This is a genomic window from Gimesia chilikensis, from assembly GCF_007744075.1.
GTDB classification, from domain to species: Bacteria; Planctomycetota; Planctomycetia; order Planctomycetales; family Planctomycetaceae; genus Gimesia; species Gimesia chilikensis_A.
This window is the reverse complement of sequence record NZ_CP036266.1, coordinates 5,368,710-5,391,972: the sequence shown is the minus strand read 5'-3', so window position 1 is coordinate 5,391,972 and position 23,263 is coordinate 5,368,710. Positions and strand designations below refer to the sequence as shown.

General features: G+C 46.0%; 23 protein-coding genes and 2 pseudogenes. 8 read left to right on the top strand and 17 right to left on the bottom strand.

Going from position 1 to position 23,263, the window contains the following annotated elements; genetic code table 11:
* Nucleotides 1-556 precede the first annotated feature (556 nt).
* The 11 genes from HG66A1_RS20455 to tnpA all read right to left on the bottom strand — a co-directional run bounded on the left by HG66A1_RS20455 (nucleotide 557) and on the right by tnpA (nucleotide 9,310).
* Nucleotides 557-1,408, bottom strand: a complete 852-nt coding sequence (locus HG66A1_RS20455; protein ID WP_145188215.1) for a toll/interleukin-1 receptor domain-containing protein — start codon at nucleotides 1,406-1,408, stop codon at nucleotides 557-559.
* 613 nt (nucleotides 1,409-2,021) lie between these two features.
* The gene (locus HG66A1_RS20450) at nucleotides 2,022-2,621 is read right to left on the bottom strand and encodes a toll/interleukin-1 receptor domain-containing protein (RefSeq protein WP_145188212.1); all 600 of its coding nucleotides are present in this window, start codon (nucleotides 2,619-2,621) and stop codon (nucleotides 2,022-2,024) included.
* 1 nt (nucleotide 2,622) lies between these two features.
* On the bottom strand, nucleotides 2,623-3,036 hold the full coding sequence (locus tag HG66A1_RS20445; RefSeq protein ID WP_145188209.1) for a hypothetical protein: 414 nt from the start codon (nucleotides 3,034-3,036) through the stop codon (nucleotides 2,623-2,625).
* A 341-nt stretch (nucleotides 3,037-3,377) separates the two neighbouring features.
* Nucleotides 3,378-3,554: a hypothetical protein gene (locus HG66A1_RS32105; RefSeq protein WP_197996711.1), complete on the bottom strand. Its 177-nt coding sequence runs from the start codon at nucleotides 3,552-3,554 to the stop codon at nucleotides 3,378-3,380.
* 161 nt (nucleotides 3,555-3,715) lie between these two features.
* A complete protein-coding gene (locus HG66A1_RS20440; RefSeq protein ID WP_145188206.1) occupies nucleotides 3,716-4,054 on the bottom strand; it encodes a hypothetical protein in 339 nt (112 codons plus the stop codon).
* A 437-nt stretch (nucleotides 4,055-4,491) separates the two neighbouring features.
* Entirely contained in the window at nucleotides 4,492-5,556 is a 1,065-nt protein-coding gene (locus HG66A1_RS20435; RefSeq protein WP_145188203.1) for a hypothetical protein, read from the bottom strand.
* Between the two features lie 485 nt (nucleotides 5,557-6,041).
* The gene (locus tag HG66A1_RS20430) at nucleotides 6,042-6,545 is read right to left on the bottom strand and encodes a Mov34/MPN/PAD-1 family protein (RefSeq protein ID WP_145188200.1); all 504 of its coding nucleotides are present in this window, start codon (nucleotides 6,543-6,545) and stop codon (nucleotides 6,042-6,044) included.
* The gene (locus tag HG66A1_RS20425; protein ID WP_145188197.1) at nucleotides 6,533-7,402 is read right to left on the bottom strand and encodes a HesA/MoeB/ThiF family protein; all 870 of its coding nucleotides are present in this window, start codon (nucleotides 7,400-7,402) and stop codon (nucleotides 6,533-6,535) included. The genes HG66A1_RS20430 and HG66A1_RS20425 overlap by 13 nt, the downstream gene beginning before the upstream one ends.
* On the bottom strand, nucleotides 7,399-8,562 hold the full coding sequence (locus HG66A1_RS32465) for a transposase (protein ID WP_232106626.1): 1,164 nt from the start codon (nucleotides 8,560-8,562) through the stop codon (nucleotides 7,399-7,401). The genes HG66A1_RS20425 and HG66A1_RS32465 overlap by 4 nt, the downstream gene beginning before the upstream one ends.
* A 44-nt stretch (nucleotides 8,563-8,606) precedes the next feature.
* Nucleotides 8,607-8,969, bottom strand: a complete 363-nt coding sequence (gene tnpB, locus HG66A1_RS20415; RefSeq protein WP_145188194.1) for an IS66 family insertion sequence element accessory protein TnpB — start codon at nucleotides 8,967-8,969, stop codon at nucleotides 8,607-8,609.
* The gene (tnpA, locus tag HG66A1_RS20410; protein ID WP_145188191.1) at nucleotides 8,963-9,310 is read right to left on the bottom strand and encodes an IS66 family insertion sequence element accessory protein TnpA; all 348 of its coding nucleotides are present in this window, start codon (nucleotides 9,308-9,310) and stop codon (nucleotides 8,963-8,965) included. The genes tnpB and tnpA overlap by 7 nt, the downstream gene beginning before the upstream one ends.
* On the opposite strand from tnpA, the pseudogene HG66A1_RS20405 reads away from it, so the two are divergent.
* Nucleotides 9,301-9,954 (top strand): annotated as a pseudogene (locus HG66A1_RS20405) (DDE-type integrase/transposase/recombinase); the annotation flags it as partial. The gene tnpA and the pseudogene HG66A1_RS20405 sit on opposite strands and share 10 nt — an antisense overlap.
* On the top strand, nucleotides 9,912-10,202 hold the full coding sequence (locus HG66A1_RS32845) for an integrase core domain-containing protein (protein ID WP_409999485.1): 291 nt from the start codon (nucleotides 9,912-9,914) through the stop codon (nucleotides 10,200-10,202). The pseudogene HG66A1_RS20405 and the gene HG66A1_RS32845, both read left to right, overlap by 43 nt.
* A gap of 429 nt (nucleotides 10,203-10,631) precedes the next feature.
* On the opposite strand, the gene HG66A1_RS20400 is transcribed toward HG66A1_RS32845, so the two are convergent.
* Together HG66A1_RS20400 and HG66A1_RS20395 are read right to left on the bottom strand one after the other, a co-directional pair.
* Nucleotides 10,632-12,113: a leucine-rich repeat domain-containing protein gene (locus HG66A1_RS20400; RefSeq protein WP_145188185.1), complete on the bottom strand. Its 1,482-nt coding sequence runs from the start codon at nucleotides 12,111-12,113 to the stop codon at nucleotides 10,632-10,634.
* 7 nt (nucleotides 12,114-12,120) lie between these two features.
* Complete coding sequence (locus HG66A1_RS20395; protein ID WP_197996710.1) at nucleotides 12,121-15,159, bottom strand: RHS repeat domain-containing protein; 3,039 nt, start codon at nucleotides 15,157-15,159, stop codon at nucleotides 12,121-12,123.
* Between HG66A1_RS20395 and HG66A1_RS20390 the strand changes: the two genes are divergently transcribed.
* The 4 genes from HG66A1_RS20390 to HG66A1_RS20375 all read left to right on the top strand — a co-directional run bounded on the left by HG66A1_RS20390 (nucleotide 15,143) and on the right by HG66A1_RS20375 (nucleotide 18,844).
* A complete protein-coding gene (locus HG66A1_RS20390) occupies nucleotides 15,143-16,423 on the top strand; it encodes an RHS repeat domain-containing protein (protein WP_197996709.1) in 1,281 nt (426 codons plus the stop codon). The genes HG66A1_RS20395 and HG66A1_RS20390 overlap by 17 nt on opposite strands.
* Nucleotides 16,424-16,483: 60 nt before the next feature.
* Nucleotides 16,484-17,643, top strand: a protein-coding gene (locus HG66A1_RS20385) for an IS3 family transposase (RefSeq protein ID WP_409999452.1) whose coding sequence is annotated in 2 segments (ribosomal slippage) — nucleotides 16,484-16,742 and nucleotides 16,742-17,643 — 1,161 coding nt in all. Because the reading frame shifts where the segments join, the coding sequence is not laid out codon by codon here.
* Complete coding sequence (locus HG66A1_RS20380) at nucleotides 17,627-18,466, top strand: toxin glutamine deamidase domain-containing protein (protein WP_145188177.1); 840 nt, start codon at nucleotides 17,627-17,629, stop codon at nucleotides 18,464-18,466. Before HG66A1_RS20385 ends, HG66A1_RS20380 begins: the two co-directional genes overlap by 17 nt.
* A gap of 3 nt (nucleotides 18,467-18,469) precedes the next feature.
* The gene (locus HG66A1_RS20375) at nucleotides 18,470-18,844 is read left to right on the top strand and encodes a hypothetical protein (protein ID WP_145188174.1); all 375 of its coding nucleotides are present in this window, start codon (nucleotides 18,470-18,472) and stop codon (nucleotides 18,842-18,844) included.
* A 55-nt stretch (nucleotides 18,845-18,899) separates the two neighbouring features.
* Here HG66A1_RS20375 and HG66A1_RS20370 read toward each other — a convergent pair.
* Together HG66A1_RS20370 and HG66A1_RS20365 are read right to left on the bottom strand one after the other, a co-directional pair.
* Nucleotides 18,900-19,361 (bottom strand): annotated as a pseudogene (locus tag HG66A1_RS20370) (integrase core domain-containing protein); the annotation flags it as partial.
* Between the two features lie 44 nt (nucleotides 19,362-19,405).
* Complete coding sequence (locus HG66A1_RS20365) at nucleotides 19,406-19,666, bottom strand: integrase core domain-containing protein (protein ID WP_409999451.1); 261 nt, start codon at nucleotides 19,664-19,666, stop codon at nucleotides 19,406-19,408.
* Between the two features lie 212 nt (nucleotides 19,667-19,878).
* Here HG66A1_RS20365 and HG66A1_RS20360 point away from each other — a divergent pair, with 212 nt between their 5' ends.
* Both HG66A1_RS20360 and HG66A1_RS20355 read left to right on the top strand, forming a co-directional pair.
* Entirely contained in the window at nucleotides 19,879-20,226 is a 348-nt protein-coding gene (locus tag HG66A1_RS20360) for a hypothetical protein (RefSeq protein WP_145188169.1), read from the top strand.
* A gap of 996 nt (nucleotides 20,227-21,222) precedes the next feature.
* Nucleotides 21,223-21,525: a hypothetical protein gene (locus tag HG66A1_RS20355; RefSeq protein ID WP_145188166.1), complete on the top strand. Its 303-nt coding sequence runs from the start codon at nucleotides 21,223-21,225 to the stop codon at nucleotides 21,523-21,525.
* A 519-nt stretch (nucleotides 21,526-22,044) separates the two neighbouring features.
* Here the strand turns inward: HG66A1_RS20355 and HG66A1_RS20350 are convergent.
* Nucleotides 22,045-22,704 carry a HesA/MoeB/ThiF family protein gene (locus HG66A1_RS20350; RefSeq protein WP_315851611.1) on the bottom strand — a complete coding sequence of 220 codons (660 nt, stop codon included), beginning with the start codon at nucleotides 22,702-22,704 and terminating at the stop codon, nucleotides 22,045-22,047.
* Nucleotides 22,701-23,168, bottom strand: coding sequence for a hypothetical protein (locus HG66A1_RS20345; RefSeq protein WP_197996708.1), 468 nt, complete (start codon nucleotides 23,166-23,168; stop codon nucleotides 22,701-22,703). Before HG66A1_RS20345 ends, HG66A1_RS20350 begins: the two co-directional genes overlap by 4 nt.
* Nucleotides 23,169-23,263 lie beyond the last annotated feature (95 nt).

Sequence of the window (23,263 nt, the reverse complement as noted above, 5' to 3'; positions counted from 1 at the left end):
CGGCACAAGCACTGCTTCTGTACATTCAAGAGCTTTTTTGAGCTCAGGTTGGTCGTTTCTGAGGAAGCAGTTCTTGACGCTCGCGCGTCATTTTGGTTGTATCGTTTCGTGGCCATTCTGAACCACGATTATTGAATCTTATACTCCTTCACGAAAAAATGCGGGGTGAGGAACTACCCGCGATTTTCATTCGAAAACTAACAATATGGTCTCAGTCTCCAATTGTATTATGATGCCAAGCACAAAAATACAATAAGCATCGATATTACTTGAGTCAATAGATGTGGGAACAAATGACAATGGCATTTTAATGCGGATGAGGCTTTGGGATTGCTGCTCCCAAGTATAGATATCTCCCTAAGTCGGATGTAGTGGGTGACGCATCAAGTTTGCGAAGCCTGACTGAAAATCGTGTGGCTTCATTCCGTTGAGTCTCGCTTTACCAGGGGCAGCCGGGTAACGCCTAAAACCCCGAGGTTACCGCTAGCGACGTTGATTTCAGACTCTGCCCGAACGAAAACTCCGGAACATTTATTGTTAGCCTAGCCAACTCGTTTCACGAGAAGTCTAGTGAATCGAGATGGTTATTTCGCTCTTGTTCTTCAATGCGTTGTCGTTCTTGTTCACGCGCAACTTGCTGTAAGTGTTTGGCAAGCACTTCCCGGTACTTGCGATTTGTATTTGCAACGTCTTGTTTAAGGTCAGTGAGGTGATGCTTGCCCACCTCATCAATCGGACAATGTATGACGATGTACCTGCCTTCGAGCCATGCACGACGCCACATCGTATGCCGCGGGAACGAACGTTCTTGGGCGAAAAGCTGAACCCAACCACTTGGGGGCAAACTGGAAAGTTCCAAATACACGTTGAACATCGCTTTTCGAGGATCAGGATTATATGTCTGTTCTTTATCAACGCCAATGATGTGAAGATCCGTGAACTTGTCGACTTGTGCCATTGTTGGATTGGCCGGACGGCTGGATTCAGGGCCCCCCACCGCTGCAGTTCTTGGGGTGATGCCCATCGCTTTCAGCAGTTTCACGGTCGACGTCTCAAATTCATTCACGTCACGAAAATCTGCATACAGCTTGTCACGCAGCGGTTCTGGGAGTTCGCAGTCATCTATCATGATCGGTAGTACGACAACTTGACGCCCCTTGATCTCTTTAGACATCGCGAGGCTGAGTTCCTTTTGAACCCATGACGAAGCAATCGAGTTATGCGAGATAATTGCGGCAACGAATTCCATATCTTGAATTCCCTCGCTGATCTTTTCGATAAGCGAATCGCCGATATTAAGGACAGCTTCATCCAGCCAAACAACGACGTCCTCTTCACTCAAGCGTGTTGCAAGCTTGCGGACAAACGGCTTGTCCTTGGTGTTATGGCTAATGAATATGGATGACACTCTTGGAGTTCCACCTTTGTTGGCTAACTAGAGTTATACAGAACTATATCAATTTAACCCATTAAGGGTGGATTTTCAAGAATTCTGTTTAACCAAGGATGATAGAGTCAAGAGGAAATTGCAATGAAGAAAATCGTTAGGGAGAGAGACTCGAATCGGAGAATATTGAATTTCGAACGCGATTCGACATCTCTCAAACGCACTTCGTTTGCATCAATTTCGGCAATTTTAAGGTCAATGTGAACTTGCTCCATTGAACCGACCGTAAGATGTTTTCTCGAAAATGTTCGTTTGGGGTTAGGTGATAGTTTCAGTTCCTCGTGCGTGGAGATCGGCAAAACGCGTCTCTTGCAAGAAAGCGTCGAGGCGAAGATCTGATTTCATCTACCCAAGGGCTATATCGTGCAGTGACTTGAGTTCTGCCTTTATCAATGTGGATACCATCGTTCTATTGGGCACTATGATTGCTCTCGTTTTCGTAGCGACAATCCACAGTCAATAGTTTTTTTCTGTTTAGCGGACCAACTGAGCAAAGGATGAACAAGTGCGAATTGTAAAAGAAGGAAATAACATTGAGAACGAAAAAGCGAGTCAATCCTGGTTCACAGATTTGCTACCTTTTTGATCTCTGTAGGGTTTTGAGGAGTTGAGCAAGTCCAGCATCAAACTCATTGGTGAAATCGGCGTAGTAGACACCAGATAGCGGTTCTGGAATAGCATCAGCATCAAGGACGAGTGGCAAGATTCGTTTGCCCCTTCTTACAGCTTGTTCAATCTCTTTCTTTGCCCAATCAGATTTTGCCGAATTCTTTGAGATGACACATAGAAAGTAATCTGATCTATCGATCATGTCGTCCACGGCAGAGCGGATATCATCGCCAACGTTCAGTTCCAGCCGATCGACAATCGGGTCAACATCCGCATCTTTGAGGGACTTAGCCAGTTTGTCTGTGAAGGCGGTGTCCTGATGTGAATATGAGATGAATACGGATGGAGCTTGGCGCGAGACAGTTTTCATTGCAAGCGCCGCGGCGTATGCGACTGCTGCTCCCGTGATGGACGCGACCACACCAGTTAAAAGCGGAAATGTCGTGGATGATCCAATATCCTTGAGAAAGAACGACATCAATGCAACCAGAGACGCTGATGCTGCGAGCACTGGTATGATCATTGAGACATTGTGAGTCAAGTGTTTGATGAACCATCGATTCATGTTACGAAATCCAATTCACTACTAGCAGCAGCGAGATTATTCCAAAGATGTCTGGGACAGCGATTCCCCAGAGCGGTTTTAGTTGATCTTCGCCATCCCATCCGGCCTTACGAACAAGCGTAGATATTCCCCAAATCCCTATTGTGAATGCCGCAATGATCCACGGCGCTCCCGCGAGCTTGGATTGCAGCGCAGTATCCTGTGGATTCGCGGCAAGTTGTGCCGTCATTTTCGATCCCGCTGCAATGAAAAGCAGCAATGCGGTCACAGATACATCAAGACCAACAGCCAAATCTTCTTTGCGAAAGCTTTTATGCGCATCGTTTCGTGTGACGTACTTCAGGAATACCGAAGCGCCTACTGCGATCAACGGGACGCAGAATTGCAGAAAGTATGGCTGTCCGAAGACGTTCACGTGCTGTACGTCTCTATGGGGTTAAATATTTATTCAATTCCAAGGATTTGTTCAAATAAGATGCTGATATGGAACAAATACGCGCAAATCGACTGTTTTTGTACAGTTATGATGTCCTACGGGTTTCATAACACACATTGATACTGTACATGATAGTTTTGTTGTTATTGATTTCAAGCGATAAATCTCTACTGTATAACGTTTTAAAGATAATTGATTCAAATTATGAAATACAAAATTGAGCAAGGGGTACAACAATGACACTGCTTGAGCAACTAGAAGAAACAATGATACGCAAACAGTTGAAACGGCAGTTTCTTTGCTTCTTCATTTTTTCATAATCAGGCAAAAAATACCTTCGTTTTCGATCGCTTCTCCGTTAGATCGAACTTGATAAGGCGACTCGCCTGCGGCGCACCGAAGACGGTGAACACGAAAATGTGATCGATCTCGATAGTCAATATCTGCCCCAGTGCTTCAAAGCCACCTAACGCCTGAGGTAAACCGGCGGTGGCCAAGTGACTGTGATTTCAAAAAGCCGCGTCATTTACCGCTCGGGTTGACCGGGTTGTAAACAGGCTCATTTCGGGGGCGATGAAACCTGCGATTGTAAATTACTTAGATTGAACTATGTAATCAAATTGTGCAAGCACACATATTTCGCAGTGGTAGTGCTCACTCACTCCGGGGCCGACTGCAACTCTGCGAAAGTAAGATGAGAGACGAATTGAACTTGACCGTTCTTCGTTGTCGCAAATACCACAAGTTCAGAAGTTGGGTCGTACTCCTGGATTAGTTGCTTTAAATATTTGTGATCGGGAAGTCGGGCGGGTGTAACGTAGTCGATACCCATCCGACGATCCTGTGGTGTCACCGCATCTTGGAATTGAAGCGCAATCGCCCCTCGTCCACTGGCTTCATAGAACTCCGAGGCGACCTCAGGCAGACCAGCCTTCATGTCTACAATCAGGTCGGAGATGAAATCGACAAACTCTTCCGGGTTTAATTCGCGATCCATCGGGTATTTGCTCATACCAGCCCCTACATGCTAACTGATTGATAGGCAGAATATATTTCTGTCTAAATCTATCAGAATTTCTGCTTGTTATCAATTGACACAATGTGAATACGCTTTGGTGAATTCACCAATCCACCAGACCGACCGAAAGGTGTTCCGAGAAAATGTATGGCTTCTCAAGACGCTTATAGTGTCCGTTTTATTTTTCGTTAAAAATTACTGTACTGCAAACGATGAGTTTCGCAGACAAAATGAGCAGTCGGACTAGTAATAATCAATTTCAGATCAGATCGAAGTGGTGCGAAACCGTTTTAACTGTCGAATAACCAGACATCCGAAGAAATAATTATCGCCATCACCAAGTAGCGAGAGTTGGCTTAGATCCATGAATTCTGGCCACCACCGCTCCAGTTCATTTGGATTGTTATGCAGCCTTGTTAGACTCCGAGTGATTGCTTTTTCTCAGACCGAAAGGTTTCAAATTCGCTCCAACTCATCGTTGCATTTTCTAGCATGTCACCCAAGACACCTGAGGCAAATGATTGGAGTTCTCGAAACAGTGATCGTCGATCATCGGGGTCTGGAACTATATCAGTAAGAAATCGTCCGTTATGCACTACCAGCGTGCGTAAGCCGATTTGTTTGCCAGTAGCGTCTTCTAAAGATGTTAACTCCCTGAAGCGATACGCAAGTTCGTGATATTCAGTTTTGTTGGACGCGCAGTGGCAGATAATATCTCCCTTGAGTGACTTCCAATTCTTAAACTCATCAGGATTTGCAAGGAACTCAAGCAATGTCATTGCTCGAACGAATTTAATTGTATCGTTGCTTGCAATCATGACGTCTGATAAAAGTGATAGACCATGAATCGCAACGCTTGCCACCTCACCATCATTTACCGTCAGCTGTTTGTCGGGAAGATTCACGTTAAGGTCTAGTCCCAATCCTTTTGCCACAATTGAACAATCAATTGCCTCACCAGCAATTAAATAGCTCTCATTATCGGAAAGGGTGTAGAGCATTGCGCCAAGAAATGTCCCGGAACCAAACCACGAGCCCACCTTGCCCGGCAAGGTGTCCGGCAAATCGAAGCGACAAAAGTGGAATCGTATTAGGTCAAACGCACGCTCAGCAGTTGCCGATAATAGCTTTATGAGTTCAAGGTCGGATATGTGATCCTGACCAAGAAACGTGTTCCAATCGATTTGTGTAGTAAATACGACCAACGGCGTGTTCGCGAGCACGTCACAGTTGAACCCGGTTGCGGATGTCTTTATCTCTCGAAGATCTTGCCCAGCAAAATATGATATGCTTTGTCCTGACGCAGGTAGTTCTTTATTGGGTATGGGACGAAACTTGCCGATATCAATCTCGCCGGGGGGAAGAATACGAATATCTCCGATCGCACAAACGGATCCGACCAGGAGGCGGGAGATTGGCATGAATACAAGTTTGGTGTTCTCGGGATCGGCAATTAATTGAGTGAGGAGGTGATCCAACATTTTACTGCATAACTAATATTTATCAGGATTTTTTCGGGTAGCTTCTTAGGACTCTTGCAGTGTCCGTTTTATTATACGTTTTCGCGAACAGCTAAAAAATCAGTGTCTCATCAATTTAATCTATACGTGCTGAATACTAGCTTGCTATATTCGAAGTCAAAATACTATAAATCGTTTTTAATGACAAAACCGTATTCAAAGCGTATTCAATTAGAACGCTGAAGTTCCCCGGAAATCGTGAATCGTTAAAACAGAAGAAGCCAGGCTGGCCAATTAATGGTTCCGAATCGTAATATTAAAGCCTTTTTACAATATTATCCGCCGATTGGCGTTCTCGTAAGTGGCTGAAATACAAGGGCATGCTGCAATATCACCCAATGAAGGTATATAGTTGGTTCTCTTCAGAGAATGGTTACTAAACCTTCATTGAACTTGAGCACAATCCCCCACACCTTCATGCAAGTGATCACAATCATCATTCCAGATTATTCATAAGTAGTAATCTGCATTGATCGTATCCCAGAGAAGCTCCAGAACCATTTCCTATGAATTTCATACTGCCACCCATTTAATTCCCACTTTGATCCTCCAGACACGATCAGCATTAAAGGGTAATCAACACGCGCAGTGTGACTGTTTGCGATCCGACGTAAAGTCAAAAGGTCACGGTAGCTAAGGTTCCCTGTGCCGCCAGGATGGGAATGCCAGTCGCCTAAATAGCAGAGAGTTCTTTGACTTAATTCGTAAACTCTGGCAATTTCATTTAGCTGATAATCGTGGTCAGGCACAAAACGGCAGGGTTCATGAATTGCAGCAGGCCCGGGTCCAATGACATGGGTAATGACTGGCTCAGCTTTTGGGCTTCCCCAATAACCCATCAACACGCCCCCAGTTTCATTCGGTGTCGTTTTTTCGCATTCAGAGATTAACTCAGTTACGGTTGACGTTTCGATCCAAATTATATCCGGCTTATCTATTAATTGTGACATAGGGAGCACTCTGGATGGCGTTCCAGTCGGTAATCTGTGAACTTTGGGACAATAAGCTGCCCTGAATCGTCCCTGAATGCCATTGTTAAGACATCCCAAGGAGTAGAGGGGTAACCATCCCGATGCTGATTGCAAAGTGTGGAAATTGCAGTACGAACACCAGAAAGCGAAATTTCTGCCATATCAAACCCCGCCCCCGTGAATGTGACTTCACCACAGCCTTGAGGTTGTACATTTCCTTGAGGATCAGACGGCGGTTCTTGGATGGTACCGTCATTGCAGGCATATCGATAGCACATCCAGCAACCTACGGTTTTGTCTGGTATGATTGACAGGACCTTCCCTCCCCACGCACCATATGTTCCTGATACGGCTATGTAGGGAATCTCCAGGTCTCGTGCCAGTGTTGATAAATAATGCTGCACACCTATTTCCGCAGTCGCATCAAAAATTAAGGAGACATCAGATACAAAATTCTGAATGACCGAATTATCGGAGTCTGAGTTAGAACAATCCCGAACACCCCCAATGCGATGGAGAACTGGGGTCACCTGTGTCGATGGGTAATTGCTATTAAGAAACTCGGAAATTGCGTGCACTTTATATCGCCCAGCTTCGATCAACCCAAGGGGCCAACGCCCCATAGTAGCCGGATCTACGAAGTCATGATCCATCAATCTCAAGTTGCCAACGCCAGCGCGAGCAAATTCAAGCACACTAATGGATCCCAGGCACCCTACGCCAAAGACGGCAATCGATTTTTCTCTCATTGTCTGCAACTCCGGTGTCCTTACCATGACATCCATATTGCCGACACGCCCCTGCCGAGAAAAATAAGCTTGATTTGAATCTATCAATTTCGTTTCTTCCGTTTACTATTTCGTTTATTTTTCGGGCCTTTTGGGGACTTCATGGGTTGATCAAATCGGATCAATTTCGTTTGATTTACATTGAACACGCACAGGAAAATCCAGCCTTCCCCCTCAGTTCGCCAGCCAACTTCCTCCGGAAACAGAACTCCCCACAATTTCACGTAGCCACCTTCAATACGATTCGGGGGAGCCGTACGCGCAAAATCATTGCGTGATATCATCTCTTCAAGAAAGAGCTTTTGATGACAGTGTTTAATTGGCTCCTGGACTCTGAGCCAGCAACCATCTAAAGGTTGCTGTTTGGATGAATTAAGAACCGTGACGTCTGAATTTAACAGAGTCTTTCCGTCTCTGGACCGTAGTTCGGACATCAAACCTCGTATGAAACGTTCCGGAACCGTCGTATCATCCGTATGCACAACACTGGATTGCAGAACGCGACTTTTCATCAGATCAGTCAGTGGTTGCAGTAATTCCGCAGTTTCCAGTACCCAGCGGCTCATCGTGCTCCGCGAAAGCTGTACGCCGTTACGGCTGAGAATGGATTCATGACGATACAGGGGGAGATGATCTGAGTATTTCCCCACCAGGATCGTCGAGAGCAGGCCGGGGCCGGCGAAGCCTTTGGCAATCGGCCGGACAGGAGCAGGAGCCAGTGCTACATGCTCTTCACACTTCCGGCACGCATATTTGAAACGCACGTGTTCGATCACTTTAAGGCTGGCAGGAATGAATTCCAGCTGTTCGTGGCTAACCTCTCCGATGCGCTGCCGTGTCTGGTTACAGCAGGGACAACGTTTTTCTAAGTCGGTCAGGTCATGTTCGACCCGTTCCCGAGGCAGATGATCGGGTAGCTTGTTGCGGCCGCCGCCACGACGGCGATGTGCGGAAACCGTCGTGGGAGGAGGTTCATCGTCCTCGGGCTCGGCCGCTTCCTCTGGAGTATCGGGTTCGTCAAACAGGTTCATTTGATTGGGGGCGATCTTTTCAGAACGGGCACCAAAGCGTTGTCGCAGTAGCCGATCAATGAAATGTTTGAGTTGCTCGACTTCCCGCTGTTGCTCTCCCACGGTCTCACCCAACTGGTGAATCATATCATGGCAGGATTGGACGTCGTTCGGCAATGAGGATCGTTTCTGGTTCATGTTCCTCGTCTTAACATAATCGTTGTCAGGCGGGAACTGTTTTTTTATGAAGTCGATACTTTTTCTGAAATCTGATAGCGTTTTCTGCGCTGCACACTGGTCAGGTCGATGCCCTGCAGCAGGAGTGCCAGATCGGTGGAGGAAAGTTGCAGGCCGTGTATGCCTTCCGGGCTGGAGAGACTCTGGTATGTGCCCGCTTCCAGCCGTTTATACCAGATGGCCAGACCATCGTGGTCCCAATACAGCAGCTTGATCCGATCCTGTTTTTTGTTGAGGAACACAAACAGTCCCCCGTCGAGTACGTTTTGCTGCAGGTAGACTTCGGTCATTCGCAGCAGACCGTCGAAACTTTTTCGCATATCGGTGGGGACCGTGCAGAAATAAATGCGGGTCGGCAGATTCAGCATGTGCGCTGCTCCAACGCGGCGAGCACGGTTTCGAGAGTGGTCCGATCACAGCCGTTTCCGACGCGAACTGTGGTGCCCTGTGAGAACACGATTTCAATCGGCGTGGCAGGGAGTTGGACTTCAACGGGAAGAAAGGAAGCTGCAGCGGTTGTCTCGGCATCCCGTTTTTTCAGTTCCCGTCGCCAGTAGTGGTAAGCTGGTTCGCTCAGTCCCTCACGCTGGCAGAAGGCACGGATCGAGAGTCCGGACTGCAGTCGGTCTGAAAGGGTTTGTCGCCAGAACGCTTCACGGTTCGGGTTCCGTCGCTGGTCGGCACGCGGGGTTGGCTGGGATGCGGGCATCGCTTTTGCTCCTGAATATGCTGGTGGTTGAAACACATTCAGAATACTACAGCCGTCAAGGTGTATTTTGTGGGCCGGTTACAGCCTGTGTGGCTCTGGATCAGCCACGTTCCACTCAGCGTTACCAGTCGAGCCCACGCAATGATGAGCCGTCCCTGGTCAAACGCATGTATGAACTGGTGCGGTCACGGCCCCGGTTCGGCTATCGCCGGATCGCCAGGCTACTGCAGCGGGAAGGCTGGCAGGCCAGTTTCACCCGTGTGTACCGTTTATGGCGTCGGGAAGGGCTGAAAGTGCCTCAAAAGAAGAGAAAACGTCGCAGGACCGGTGACTCCCGTAATGGCTGTCACCGGCTGCGGCCAGAACAGAAAGATCATGTCTGGTGCTGGGATTTTGTGTTTGATCGCACCGCCTCGGGCAGTTCCCTGAAGTGGTTTTCCATAGTCGATGAATTTACCCGGGAGTGTCTGGCTTTGAAGGTTGATCGAAGCATTCGCAGCGAGGATGTGATTGATACTCTGGCTGAACTGTTTTCTTCCAGGGGAGTGCCGCAGTGCATCCGGAGTGACAACGGTCCGGAATTTGTCTCCAGAGCAATTCAATGCTGGCTGAATCAACTGGAGATCAACTCGTTTTATATCGAGCCGGGAGCCCCTGGGAAAACGGTTATGCAGAAAGTTTCAACAGTCGATTCCGGGATGAATTCCTGGCAGTCGAAGTGTTTGAGAGTCTGGGAACAGCCCGCAGCCTCACGGCTGCCTGGAAGGAAGATTACAACGGGCAACGCCCACACAGTTCGCTGGGATATGTTACCCCGGCAGAGTTTGCGAGTCGCTGTGCAGTTTACAATCGGGCTGCGCCCTCATTCCAACTGCACAGCGAAATTACCTAACCCAACCTTCATAAGACCTGGTACAGGTTTTTGAGGCAGGTCACCGGCATTACTAGACCTGAAAATGAGGTAATTCGTTTTGTGCTTGAGCTGACGGGGAATCGTAAACTTGAGATGATAATCCAGGAATTCGACATATGTAATCATACGAAATATTTTGAAAGGGGGGCATGAGAATTGACACAGTCGCACTGATGTAGAGCTTTCCAGTCGGTATCAATTTCCGCTGCTTGATCCTGACTAATCTATTGCCAAGGAACAAACTCCGGCATTAAGAGACCGAAGGCAATTTTCATGTTTGTGTTTTATAATTCAATGTTAGTGTTATCTCATCAAGTCAGTTAATTTTAAGAGTCGAGATTATTGTGTCTTATCATTTTACAGCACCTTATCATATGAAACATAAAGTAATACAACTTTGTCTCATAATTACTCTCTGAGTTGGGAATGACGAATTTCGCAATCGGGAAGCATTTTTTGGAACAAGGCTGCTTCTGAATCACTGATTTTTGTTCTAAGTAGACTAAGAACTTTTAAGTTATTATGTTTTTTAATGTATACCAATCCCATAGAAGTCACTTCGGTATAGTCCAGATAGAGTATTTGAAGATTCTGAATCTGGTCGAGATATGCTAGCCCTTTATCAGACACATTAGTATGACTTAACATCAATTTCTCAATTTGGACATGTCGTCCGACCTCTTTCAGACCTATATCCGAAATCTCAGTGAGGTCTAAATAAAGTGTATTCAATTTATTTAAAGGCCGCAAAAAAATAAGACCAGGATCTCTGATGTCTGTATTGGAGAGGTTCAGAAACTTAAGATTTGTTAATTTTTCAAGATGCTGCAATCCTGCATCTGTAATTTTCGTTTGGCTAAGATTGAGGCGTTCAAGTTTGTCGAATGGTTTTAAATATATCAGGTCATTATTTCTGAGATCCGTCTTCCTAAGATACAAGTCCTCGAGCATTGATAGGGTGTTGAGTTTCTGAAGACCCTTACCAGTGATATTCGATCCACTGAGGGATAACGTTTTTAATGTTTGTAGTAAGCCAATAGTATCTAAAGTGCTATCTGTAATCTCTAAATTTCCAAGATCAAGCAGTTCCAGTTTTGTTAAAGATTTAAGATGGCTGATTCCTGTATCACTAATAAGCGTAGCATTTAGATACAGTTGACGCAGTTGGCCTAATTCTCCAATCGATTCTAAACCCTGACCATCAATTCGATTCCAGGTAAGATCTAAGATCTGGAGGCTAGATAGCGATTTCAGCTCGCTTAATCCTGCATCTGAAATTTTCGTTTTAGTCAGATCAAGATATTTTAGCTGAGAAAGGTTTTTGAGAGCTCTTAATCCTTTATCTGAAATTTTGGTATAGGCTAAATCAAGACTCTTCAGGCTAGTTTCATCTTTTAAAAGCATTAGCTGTTCATCGGTGAGATTGGTAGCACTTAGCCCAAGATAATCCAGATCGAAATCGTGAGCCAGAACATCGATATCTCTAGATGTTAATTTGCATTCAAATAGATTCAATCTTTTTAAAGAATTTATTTGACTTAATTGTTGCAGATCTTGAGGTGTGAATGTGGTTTTTTGGAGGATGAGTAATTGCAGGGACGGTAAACCTTTGAGAAGAGATAGAATCTTATTGTCTATCTTTATATTGGAAACATGAATTCCAACAATAGTTTTTCCGGACTGGGCATATTGCACAGTCCCCCCTAGTTCTTCTATTGCCTGGCTAGCCCGTTTGTTAGGGGTAGTAGTTGCCTCTTTCTTCTGCAAGAGAATTTCTTTTCTATTTGGCTGTACTTCTGGACTAGCCATTACAACTAAATGAGTCTCTACCAAACGCGGTGATATTAATAATAGAGATAACCAAAGCTGTAGAATTATCAAAATTTTCATAACAATTCTATTTCTTCCTAAATTGATCCTTAAAAAGATCCAATAGCGACGGCCCTTCAAAAACGTTATCTCCTACGCCCTTAAAGGTTCGCTCCAGAATTTTTTGATTATCTCTAGCATATATCGCAGATACTAAATCAGAAACTAATCCTTCGACTTGTTCATATGTAGGTGTTGGTAAAATTGATTCTAATCTTTTACTTGCTCCTTCAGGATCGTAAAACTTTAATTTTTGGTCTTTATAACCATAATCATTCCAAGCAATACTTCTCATGCCAGATCTTGCTGATTTACCTCCATCATATGATATTTTTAGAGTTGATCGAACTTTATCAAGAAATAGTTTGATTTTATTCTCGGGAACCCTTCCCCCTCTTCGTTTCGCGAGGGCCTCAGCAAGTGCATTCACATATTTAACGTAATTTTCAATGTCGTAAGGAATTATATCTGGGGCATGGCCGTAATCACTTGTGTTTATTGGGCCAGTATTTAGGTGTCCTAATGGAGCACTAAATGCATGACGAGGTGAATCTTTTTCGCTTAGGGGTTGTTTAACTCTGGTTTCTTGATTGTTGCTTACGAAGGTGTGAGCATAAGCATCCCCAAAAGCATGAATGATATAACCAACTTCCCATATTTTTCGTTGTTCACGTTTTGAATCTATAATTAACTTCTTAAGCTTTTCTTTCCGAATCCTGACATCTTTTGGACCTCCTCCATGAAGCGAGTGGATTATCTCAATTACGTTATATGCAAATTGTTCTTCTCGGAGGGCTTGTTGTTTTGTTTTTGATAACCTTGAGGGATTCGCGACACTCTCAATCTCACCAACGGCTTTCTTTGTTTCGATTCTGGGAATATCTAACACGTTTGGCACTGCCTCATGCTCACCAACCTCGTCAGGCAACTGGGAATAATAAGCAAGTTTAAAAGCATCATCAGCTGAGTATCCAACAATTATTGCCACTATATACGTGGTGTAGAAATGTCCCGCTTCATCGTACAGTCCACTCGGATCACTTTCATTAACTACATTATTCTTGACATATCGATACAGGTTCTGCTTATCATCTCGTACCGGGTCTTGAGAGAGGAATCGTCCAGAACCAGGACCAAAATCACGGCGACGAATGTGGTAGCGGTCCAGTTCAGGTTCAGCATAGTAGCCGATTTGGCCTACCCACTGGTAAGGTTGGTCAGTTGTGCCACTGGATGATTTGATTTTTCCAAAGGCGTAATAGACGTAGGTGTCCGTTTCCACTTCAGATGAATCGGTTAACGCCACTGTGCTGCCCAAAGCGTCATAATGGTAAATATCCGAATCTGCGGCTACAACATCGTAGCGGCTGATCAAATTCCCAAACTCTCGGGGATTGAGTGTGTAGACAACTTGGGTGGCGTCCAGATCATCAGTTTCGAGCAGTACGTTTTGCTCGTCGTAGATAAATTTTGTTGTCCCGTTGGGATCTTCGGACTGCACGCGAACCATGTCGCCGTTATAGGTGAATGTGAATAGATCCCCGTTCGGTTTTTCGACCCCTGTGTTCTGGTTATTCAAGTCCCAGGTATAAGTGGTCACACCGTCTGAGTCTTCCACCGTACGCTGATTGCCCGCGGCGTCGAACGAATAGGTGGTCACCACGGTACCATCGTCGGTAGTTTTGGTCCGGTTGGCTTCGTCGTAGACGTAGGTGGTAATGGTGGTTCCATCGTCCGAAGTCAGCCGATTGCCGACAGGATCGTAGGTGTAGGTGACATTATAGGCATCGGTGCCGCTACGGTGTTCTCGGGTGAGCTGGTACGTATCATCGTAGGTCCAGGTCACTCGGTCACCCGTGTCTTCGACCACTTGTGTTCGATTGCCGGTTTTATCATAGGTATAAGTGAACGCCGAGAAAACGTTGTTATCGGACTTGAGATGGAATAGATTCGTTACTTGCCCGGCAGCATCGTAGGTGAATGATGCCCAACAACCGTTCGCCAGATATTTCGTGATCGGCCGGTTAGCATCATCATAGACAAAACTGGTGGAATCGCCTTCCGGATTCTGAATGGTTTCGACTCGATAGAGATTATCGTAACTGTAGGTAAACTGCCCGGCATCGGGATCGACCATTAAGGTGCGATTGCTGACAGCGTCGTAGCTGTAAGTGACGGTCTGACTGTCGGGGTTTGTGACCGACTCAGTGCGATCGAGAGCATCATAAGCATAATTGGTGTCACCGGTTGTGTCCTGTAACTGAATCCGATTGCCGTTCGCATCGTAAGACATCGTGACGCGCGTGCTATCACTATACTGCCTGCCGATCTCCTGGCCATTAGAATTATAGGTATAACTGGTGATTCGTCCCAGGGGATCGACCTGAGCCTTTTTCCGGCTGGCGATATCGTACGACATGGATGTGATTTCACCGAGTGGGTTTTCAATGGATGTCAACAGCCCATCGGGATCGTAGCCATATGTCGTGCGATGATCTTTGGCATCGATTTGTGCCATTTTATAGTTAGCTGCATTATAGACAAAGGATGTGCGGTCATCATTGGCATTGACCGAGGTGATCACGTTGCCGGCCAAGTCATAGATCGTTTCACTGGTATTCCCTTCGGCATCTTCCTGGCTGATTTGCTGATTGATGACATCGTAGGTATTTGAAGTCCGATTTCCCAAAGGATTGATGGTTGTCAACACATTCCCCACGGCATCGTAGATCGTAGTGGTGAGCTCTCCCAGGGGATTTGTTTCAGTTAATTTTCGTCCCAGGGCATCATAGGTAATGGTTGTGCGCAAACCGAGTGGATTAATGGTGACGAGCGGCTGTCGTTGTGCACTGTAAATTGTGGTAATGATATTGCCGAGCGCATCCTGAACAGCGATTTCCTGTCCCACGTTGTCGTAAGCGAAACTGGTGCGATTACTGAGGGCGTCGATCGTTGCAGCGCCCCAGCCATTGGCATCGTAAACAGTAGTTGTGATAAATCCGCGTGGATTTGTTTCTGCGATTTGACGACCAGCCAGATCGAAGGTGTTTGTGGTTCGTTCCAGCATGGGAGAGATGGTGCCTGTTACCGATGATACGGGGGAAATCACCACCTGGACGTACGATGGCATCGATCAGCTGATCTCAGAAAACATTGATACTGATGTGACCACCTTCGCTTACGACCCGGTGGGCAACCGTCTGCTGAAAGAGACTGCGACGGGAGTCACAACATCAGTCTATGATGCCGCGAACGAACTGATTACCAGTGAAGAGACCAGCGGCATCACCACCTACACGTACGATAATAACGGCAACCAGCGTTCCATCGAAACGCCGACGAATGACGTCACGACAAACAGCTGGGAGTACGAAAACCGCCTGTCACAGATCGAACTGCCGGACGACAGCCTGGTAACGTACATCTACGATCCGACGAACAAGCAGGATGAATACGTCGTCCAGAAACAGACGGATGCAGAGACGGTCAAATACATTTGGGACAACCAGAACATTCTGCAGGAATACGATGTCACTACCGAAGCCCAGTTCAACTACCAGCCCGAAGCCTACGGCAACCTGATCAGCCAGTACCGCGACGCGGAATCCAGCTTCTACCACTATGATGGAAATGCTTCCGCCAGTGCTTTGACAGACGCATCCGAAACGGAAACGGACGCATACAAATACGCGGCCTTCGGCGAAACGATCAGCAGCAGCGGCACAACAGTCAACCCCTTCACCTGGAAAGGGGAAATCGGCTACTACCAGGACGAAAACGGCCAGACCCTGATCCGCAACCGGCGTTATTCGGCCGGCCAGGGGAGATTCCTCAGCGAAGACCCACTTGGCTTAGAGAGTGGCGAGAGTAATTTCTTCGCCTATGTCGGGAATAACCCGGTCAATGGGATGGACCCTTCAGGGCTGAAAAAAGCGATCTGGGTACCGTATGGAGGTATATGGGATTATCTTCCTTTTTGTAATGGTACAATTAGCTGGGCATTAGATGATGCAGAAATTGAGAAACTAAAAGTCTTGTCAAAGGTAATTGTTGATGCCAGATTTCAAACTGCTTTTCTTGCTAATAACAAGGATGCATTGAATTGTTTTGGAATCAGTAATAAGGATATTGACTTACTTATTTCGAAGACGCAAGAATTAGAAGAGTTTGCTATGGCTTATGGCAGGGCAATCCAAGCCTATATTCCGCAAGGTTATTCTAATCCGGGTACAGTGAGAACCTTTGATTTCGCTGAATATGAAGGAAGGAAGCCTTGGATAAAAAGACTACTCCAAGCAGGCTTAGAGGGGTTTGTAATAGGTATAGATTGAAGTTCCCCAGAAATAATGGGCGCTCCAAAAAGAGTGTAAACTATTCTGAGGAGGAACAACATGAGCAAGCAGCAGTCGAATTCAAAATCTAAACCCAAACGAACACGACGGTCATTTACCGATGAATTCAAGATCGAAGCAGTCAAGATGGTCACCGAGCAAGGCTTCAAAGCTGCTGAAGTGGCACGCAGCCTGGATGTCAACGAGAACCTGATTCATCGCTGGAAGGCAAAGTTCTCCCAGCCGGAAAGTGATACCGAGAATGAAGAACTCAAACAGCTGCGTGAAGAAGTCAAGCGTCTGCGAATGGAACGAGATATATTAAAAAAAGCGACGGCCTTCTTTGCCAGAGAAAATTAATGAGATTCCGCTTCATCGAAGAATATGAAACCGTCTGGAGTATTTCTCTGATGTGTCAGGTTCTTCAAGTTTCACGTAGCGGCTATTATCGTTGGCGACGAAGGCCTCTCAGCAGTCGTTCACAAATTCGGAATTCTCTCCAGGAGAAAATTAAAGTCATTCACAATACGAAGCACAAAGACAATTATGGTTCGCCTCGCATCCACAGGGAACTCCTTTCTCAAGGCATCCCCTGTAGTGAGAACACCGTTGCCAAAGTGATGCAGGCAGCTGGTATACAGGCCAAATCCAAGAAAAAGTTTCAAGTCACTACCGACTCCAACCATGCTCATCCTGTGGCAGCGAATGTGCTGGATCGCCAGTTCGACAAGTCCACGGAGCCGAACCAGATCTGGGTCTCAGACATTACCTACGTCTGGACCAATCAGGGCTGGTTATATCTGGCCTGCGTTGTGGATCTGTATTCACGCAAAGTGGTCGGCTGGAGCATGTCTTCACAGATGACAAAGGAACTGGTGCTGGATGCGTTGCAGATGGCGATCATTCGACGCTGCCCAAAAGGAAGTCTGTTACATCACTCGGATCGTGGAAGTCAGTATTGCAGCGAAGCGTATCAGCGAGCCCTTAAGGTCAACGGGATTCAATGCAGTATGAGTCGCAAGGGAGACTGTTGGGACAATGCGGTGATGGAGAGCTTCTTTGCGACGCTCAAGAAAGAGCTGGTTCATCGCCAGAAATACGAAACACGGGCATTAGCCCGGCACAGCATCTTTGAGTACATCGAAGTGTTCTACAATCGTGAGAGGCTTCATTCGTCTCTGGGATACCAAAGCCCCGAAATGTTTGAACAAGCAGTATAACCTAAACCCAGCGCCCACTATTTCTGGGGAACTTCATAGTAACCGTGCTGGATATTGCGTAAATATCTCACTAATTGGCCTACGAGTTAATCTTGACTATGGAAATAAAGTTCGAGGGTGGGGAGAGGAAGAGTGGGATACATTTTTTGAGAATAAGGGAACTATAGTTGATGCCGGCGATTTTTTACCGGACAACGTAACAAACGCAGGGCAACTGAAGACGCTTTGTTACGAAGATGCGACCAGTGAGCAAATGCTTCCAGCGGGAGAAGCATTCTGCCTGGCGGGAGAGATGATAGTTGCAGTGCAACCTGGCCCAAGTGGACCAGGAAAAATACCATCTAAGCTTCCTGGAACACGAAAATGCCCCACCCCAGTCGGATCAGGTGCCGCTGGTTCACGCAAGTTTCACTCACATGGACACGGGCACTCATTACGAGAGATAAATGTCGTTGGTGGAAACAAAAATTGTGGAAGTTGCGCTATAGCGACAGATCTATCATTAGGTGGTAAGGCTGCATCAGCTATAAATATACGAAATGTTCGAAAAATTCGATGGCAGGACTTTCCTAAGTTTACAGGGCGTAATTGGTATGGGGCAAAACCTGGTAGGATAGGGCAGGTACTATCAATTAATCAGATTAAGAGATTAGTTCAAAAACCTGGTGCTCGTGGTATAGTGGGAGGGCTTCGAGTTGGTAAGACGGGGCATTACTTTAATGTTGTGAATCAAAATGGTACTATTCGTTTTATTGATGGTCAAACTGGTAAAGCAGCCAATCTTAATGGATATATTGGATTTTTATTTATGAGCACGAGGTAGATCATGAAAATAATTAATGCAAATGGAGAAGGCCCTGAACTGATTCATCAGTTATCAATGAAATACCTGTTGATTTGGCTTGCTATAGTTGATACTGAAGATTGGCAGCAGACGACACTTGGAAAACAGCTCTTAAATCTTGACTCAGTTGATATTCCTAGTTGTATTATCGTCGCAAATATACAATGTAATGATTGGGTCAAAGAAGAAGTAAATGATTATGCTGGCGGTATATTATTAGTTCCATACTGTGGTGGGTTAGGAATAAACACAATCTCCGAAGAATTGGAATTCGATAATAATTCAGCTTTAGCTATTGATTTTGCTAGACAGGCTAAATTAGGTTGGGAAGAGGTAACCGATGAAGGGATAGGTTGAATCCTGTGACCTCTACTAACTCTGTACCAGCTGGAATGCGAGTGAACAAGTGTTTTCAGGCCGGGCGTACCTGGTCTGAAAACTTCGCAAACTCCTGAGGTGTTCTGTTGCTCAATGCACTGTGGGGACGACACTCATTGTAATCCGTCCTCCAGGAATCCAGTTTTTCCTGTGCGTCTTCGAGTGACAGGAACCTGTGCTGGTTCAGACATTCCTGTCGCAGTCGACCGTTGAAGGATTCAATAAACGCATTGTCTGTATGCTTTCCCGGACGACTGAGGTCAAGCTTCACCCGGTTCCAGTAAGCCCACCAGTCCAAACTCTTCGAAATAAATTCAGGGTCGTTGTCGACTCGAATCTTTTCTGAATGAGCACCACGCTGCTGCGTGACCTGCTCCAGAATCTGAACAACATCATTACCGGTCACACGCTGGTCGGCCTGGATCGCCAGACTCTCACGGATAAAGTTATCAACTAACGTCAGTAGTCGAAATCTCCGTCCAGAATACAGCTGATCGTGACCTGCCTCAAATACCTGTACCAGGTCTTATGAAGGTTGGTTTAGGTAATTTCGCTGTGCAGTTGGAATGAGGGCGCAGCCCGGTTGGAAACTGCACAGCGACTCGCAAACTCTGCCGGGGTAACGTATCCCAGCGAACTGTGTGGGCATTGCCCGTTGTAATCTTCCTTCCAGACAACTGTGAGCCTGCGGGCTGTTCCCAGGTTCTCAAACACTTCGACTGCCAGGAATTCATCGCGGAATCGACTGTTGAAACTTTCCGCATAACCGTTTTCCCATGGAGCGCCCGGCTCGATATACAACGAGTTGATCTTCAGTTGACTCAGCCAGTGTCGAATCGCTTTCGAGACAAATTCCGGACCGTTGTCACTTCGGATGCACTGCGGGACTCCTCTGGAAGCAAACAGCTCTGCCAGAGTTCCAAAAGAAACAGAGTGCCAAATGTTGAATTATCTTGAGGCATTCCGTGAGTGCCTCAGGAATAAGTCAATAATACAAGTTAGAGAGGATTATAATGACAATACCGAGATATGGGCAACTGACGCCGTTGCAATCGCAACTATTACGACTAGGTGGTGCTGATTTAAGCCCATTTCAGAATGAAGGGCAGGTGCAGGACCGAGTGAACTCAATGAGACGAACCCTAAGTAAACTGAAAAACAGAACTGGACGAGACTTTGGTTACGATTTAGAAGAATGGCATCATTTTCTAGAGTCTTCAGATGAATTCAGCGCGGAATATACTTGCGCTATCGCTTGGGATGCAGTATTTAAAAACGTGAATGAATTAATTGATAACCCAGAACGATTACAACTAGTTGAGCTAGCCCAGAAATTGGATGAGGATGAGAACATCTCTTGAGATGTTTTAGTCCATCCATTTTATTTATTGCCAAAAATAATCCATAAATAAGAGGGTCGGTAGTGATTCTCACGTAGCCGATAAGCGATACTGGCATTGAATTCGGATGGAGTCATCACGGCTTGGACCTAACCGATTGTAGAGCTTGGCCGTTTGTTTCCCTTTTTCTCAAAGTGTTTATCACACATGTCTCTTCACTTCACTCTATCCCCATCAAAATGCCATTGCCATTTCAATGTATTTTTAAAATTCCGATGCGTTCCATCCAGAATCACTCTCGCTATTCTGGACAATTGTGCAAACTCTGTGAGATGCATTTTATTGATAAGGAAATCGGAATGCTGGAAGTGAATGACAAAATATTATTAACTAGTGTTTACTAGTCGATAACTTTAACCTTGAGTGTCTTGCGATCCAGGCCGGCTATCGTCTAACCGGTGATGATGTTGTTCAGATTCTGGAACAGGTCACGCGGCAGCATGGTATTCATCCAAAAACGATTCGAGTCGACATCAACCCTGAATTTATTTCGAAGAGTCTGGACTGGTTGGCTTACTGAAGCTGGGTAAAGCTAGACTTTAGTCGTGCGGGAAATCGTACAAATAATGCGTTTATTGAATCCTTCAACGGTCAACTGCAACAGGAATGACTGAACCAGCACTGGCTCCTGTCACTGGAAGACGCCTAGGAAAAACTGGATTCCTGGCGAAAGGATTACAACGAGCGGCGTCCCACAGTGCATTGGGTAACAGGACGCCTCAGGAGTTTGCGAAGTTTTCAGACCAGGCATACCTGGTCTGAAAACCCTTGTTCACTCGCATTCCAACTGGTACAGAGTTGGGGACGAGTTAAATGATACCTGGTGCAACTGTTTAGATGACATCATGGATTATAGTAAAAAAGAAAAATTGAACAAACAGGACTATGGTAGATATTCATTCAGGATTGAGGTAGAAGATGAGGACATATGGTCTTGGTCGAATGAGAAGTTTGCAAATGTACGTCTTGAATTTGGGAGGTGCACTTTGCGGGGTGCCAAGCGACATAGCTAAGGAAGAAGATCGAATTGATGCTATGAGAAGAGCATTGCATTATCTTCAAGAATTGACGGGGGAAGATTTTGGGTACGATTTAGAAAAATGGCATCGCTATCTTCAATCATCAGATGAATTTAAAAAAGATTACACAAATCGGTACGGTTGGACTGCAGTATGCGTTGGTATAAAAGAATTAATTGCTGATAAAGACCATTCACGACGAGTTGAATTAGCCCAGCAAACTACTGATGAATACAACTAGAAGTACCAGATAGTTATCCAATCATAAATAGAAGTAGGATGTCGTTACCTGCCGACAGACTCTTGAGCACTTTGAATTAAACTATCTATAACTCTTTGTTGAAAAGACCTTCAGTGGTTCAAAGGTGGCAACTTTTTCTGTACCTTATCTGTAGCCAGAAGGATGTGTATCATCGTCAGAATTATTTCTGACTACGTCGGGTCAAAATAAGCTACAGGCTTAACTGGATCCTGAAGCTTATGACGCTGCTCGAGTTTCATGATTCAAGCACAATGCAATTCAAACGATGCCGAGGACTCCACTTTTGAAGTCCAGTTTCAATTATTGGATAGTTAGAGAGTTACGAATTAAATGGATAGAGAAGACTAAAATTACAAGGCCTATTTCTTCGTTCTGACACAAAACATATTCTGAATTTTCTGATAGATAAAAAAATGGAAGCAGACCACCAGCTAAGGTGGCCTGCCTGTTCTAGGTATTCCTTTTTAACGACGATGGATAATATCGAATAGCAAGTGGTCAGCTAACTACAGTTTCGCCTGCCAATAGATTTAGAGAAATATCGTGATCTATGGATATCCCACGCAGCCAGCGACAAAACTGATGCACCATGAATCCCCCTGCAATGCTGGCTGCATACACAGTACTTCGTGAGGTACAACTTCCTATTTGTGCCTGGGCTTGAGGAAAGAGAGTCTCTGAATACTGATTTATTCCTGAATCCTTTGTGGCAGTCAGCACCCGGATCGTTTCTCCCAGCATCCTTCCATCTGTCCAGAACTCACATTTTCTGCTGATGGATCGCCAGATCGCCGCACGGGCCGAGATGGAATCCACACAGCAGAAGACAGCCTCTCCTGTACTAATGGATGCACGAAACCGATCTGAAATCATCTCCACCTGAACCGAAACATCGAGCTCCAGGATCGCCTGAGTTGTTGCTTCGACTTTAGCTAACCCCAGATCCTGTCTCCGATATCCCTGTGTCGTGATATTGGTCAATTCGACCAAATCAAAATCAACAAGCTGAATCCGCGGTATCCCGATCGCCGTCAGCTGTAGGGCCACCTGTCGTCCGATGGCTCCCACACCGATGACAGTCACCGAAATCTGTGAAAGCCGTTCAGCGGGTACCAGACTACTTTGCCTCTGAAAACGATCTATCGTTGTATTTGTCACTTCAAGTCTCCTTCCACATTAGATTCATTGAAAAACCAATCCGCATTGCAGTCAAAACCGTCGAACGCCGATAACCGCCTGCCAGGTTGGAGTTGTTCGGGATGCACGTTCGTTAAATATTCCTCTTCCCAGTTTTCGGGTTGACAGCCCGGGAAAGGTTCTGAATATTCCCGCCTGACCGGGATCTCACACTCAAACGTGGGGCCGGTATTCATCCGCAATCGCGCATAGGACCGACCCTGTCGAGCCAGAATGAACATCACGGCCCAGTCGGATCGACCGAAGACACGTTCAAACGTCGCCTCATCAGTGGGGCTGGGTTCCGGACAGGCTCCCGGATGGGTGTGGATCCAGATCCGACCAAACTGCTCCGGGCGGAGTCCAGCATCCACCTGATCGTCAAAGAAATTCGCCACCGCTTCATCATCGAAGGCAACATGGACCAGCGAGCAGGTCTGTTTCACGAGTTGCAGGTCCTGGACCAGCAGCAAATCCGTCGAGGCTGCGATTCCAAAGCCGCCAACTTCCGTATCACCATAATCACGTAGGAACAGCAGTT

What these genes read in the sequence shown, in the direction of transcription:
- HG66A1_RS20450 (WP_145188212.1), bottom strand. Translation starts at nt 2,621, where the DNA reads ATGAATCGATGGTTCATCAAACACTTGACTCACAATGTCTCAATGATC.
- HG66A1_RS20440 (WP_145188206.1), bottom strand. Translation starts at nt 4,054, where the DNA reads ATGGATCGCGAATTAAACCCGGAAGAGTTTGTCGATTTCATCTCCGAC.
- HG66A1_RS20435 (WP_145188203.1), bottom strand. Translation starts at nt 5,556, where the DNA reads ATGTTGGATCACCTCCTCACTCAATTAATTGCCGATCCCGAGAACACC.
- HG66A1_RS20430 (WP_145188200.1), bottom strand. Translation starts at nt 6,545, where the DNA reads ATGTCACAATTAATAGATAAGCCGGATATAATTTGGATCGAAACGTCA.
- HG66A1_RS32465 (WP_232106626.1), bottom strand. Translation starts at nt 8,562, where the DNA reads ATGAACCAGAAACGATCCTCATTGCCGAACGACGTCCAATCCTGCCAT.
- tnpB (WP_145188194.1), bottom strand. Translation starts at nt 8,969, where the DNA reads ATGCTGAATCTGCCGACCCGCATTTATTTCTGCACGGTCCCCACCGAT.
- tnpA (WP_145188191.1), bottom strand. Translation starts at nt 9,310, where the DNA reads ATGCCCGCATCCCAGCCAACCCCGCGTGCCGACCAGCGACGGAACCCG.
- HG66A1_RS32845 (WP_409999485.1), top strand. Translation starts at nt 9,912, where the DNA reads ATGCTGGCTGAATCAACTGGAGATCAACTCGTTTTATATCGAGCCGGG.
- HG66A1_RS20400 (WP_145188185.1), bottom strand. Translation starts at nt 12,113, where the DNA reads ATGAAAATTTTGATAATTCTACAGCTTTGGTTATCTCTATTATTAATA.
- HG66A1_RS20395 (WP_197996710.1), bottom strand. Translation starts at nt 15,159, where the DNA reads ATGCTGGAACGAACCACAAACACCTTCGATCTGGCTGGTCGTCAAATC.
- HG66A1_RS20375 (WP_145188174.1), top strand. Translation starts at nt 18,470, where the DNA reads ATGAAAATAATTAATGCAAATGGAGAAGGCCCTGAACTGATTCATCAG.
- HG66A1_RS20360 (WP_145188169.1), top strand. Translation starts at nt 19,879, where the DNA reads ATGACAATACCGAGATATGGGCAACTGACGCCGTTGCAATCGCAACTA.
- HG66A1_RS20355 (WP_145188166.1), top strand. Translation starts at nt 21,223, where the DNA reads ATGTACGTCTTGAATTTGGGAGGTGCACTTTGCGGGGTGCCAAGCGAC.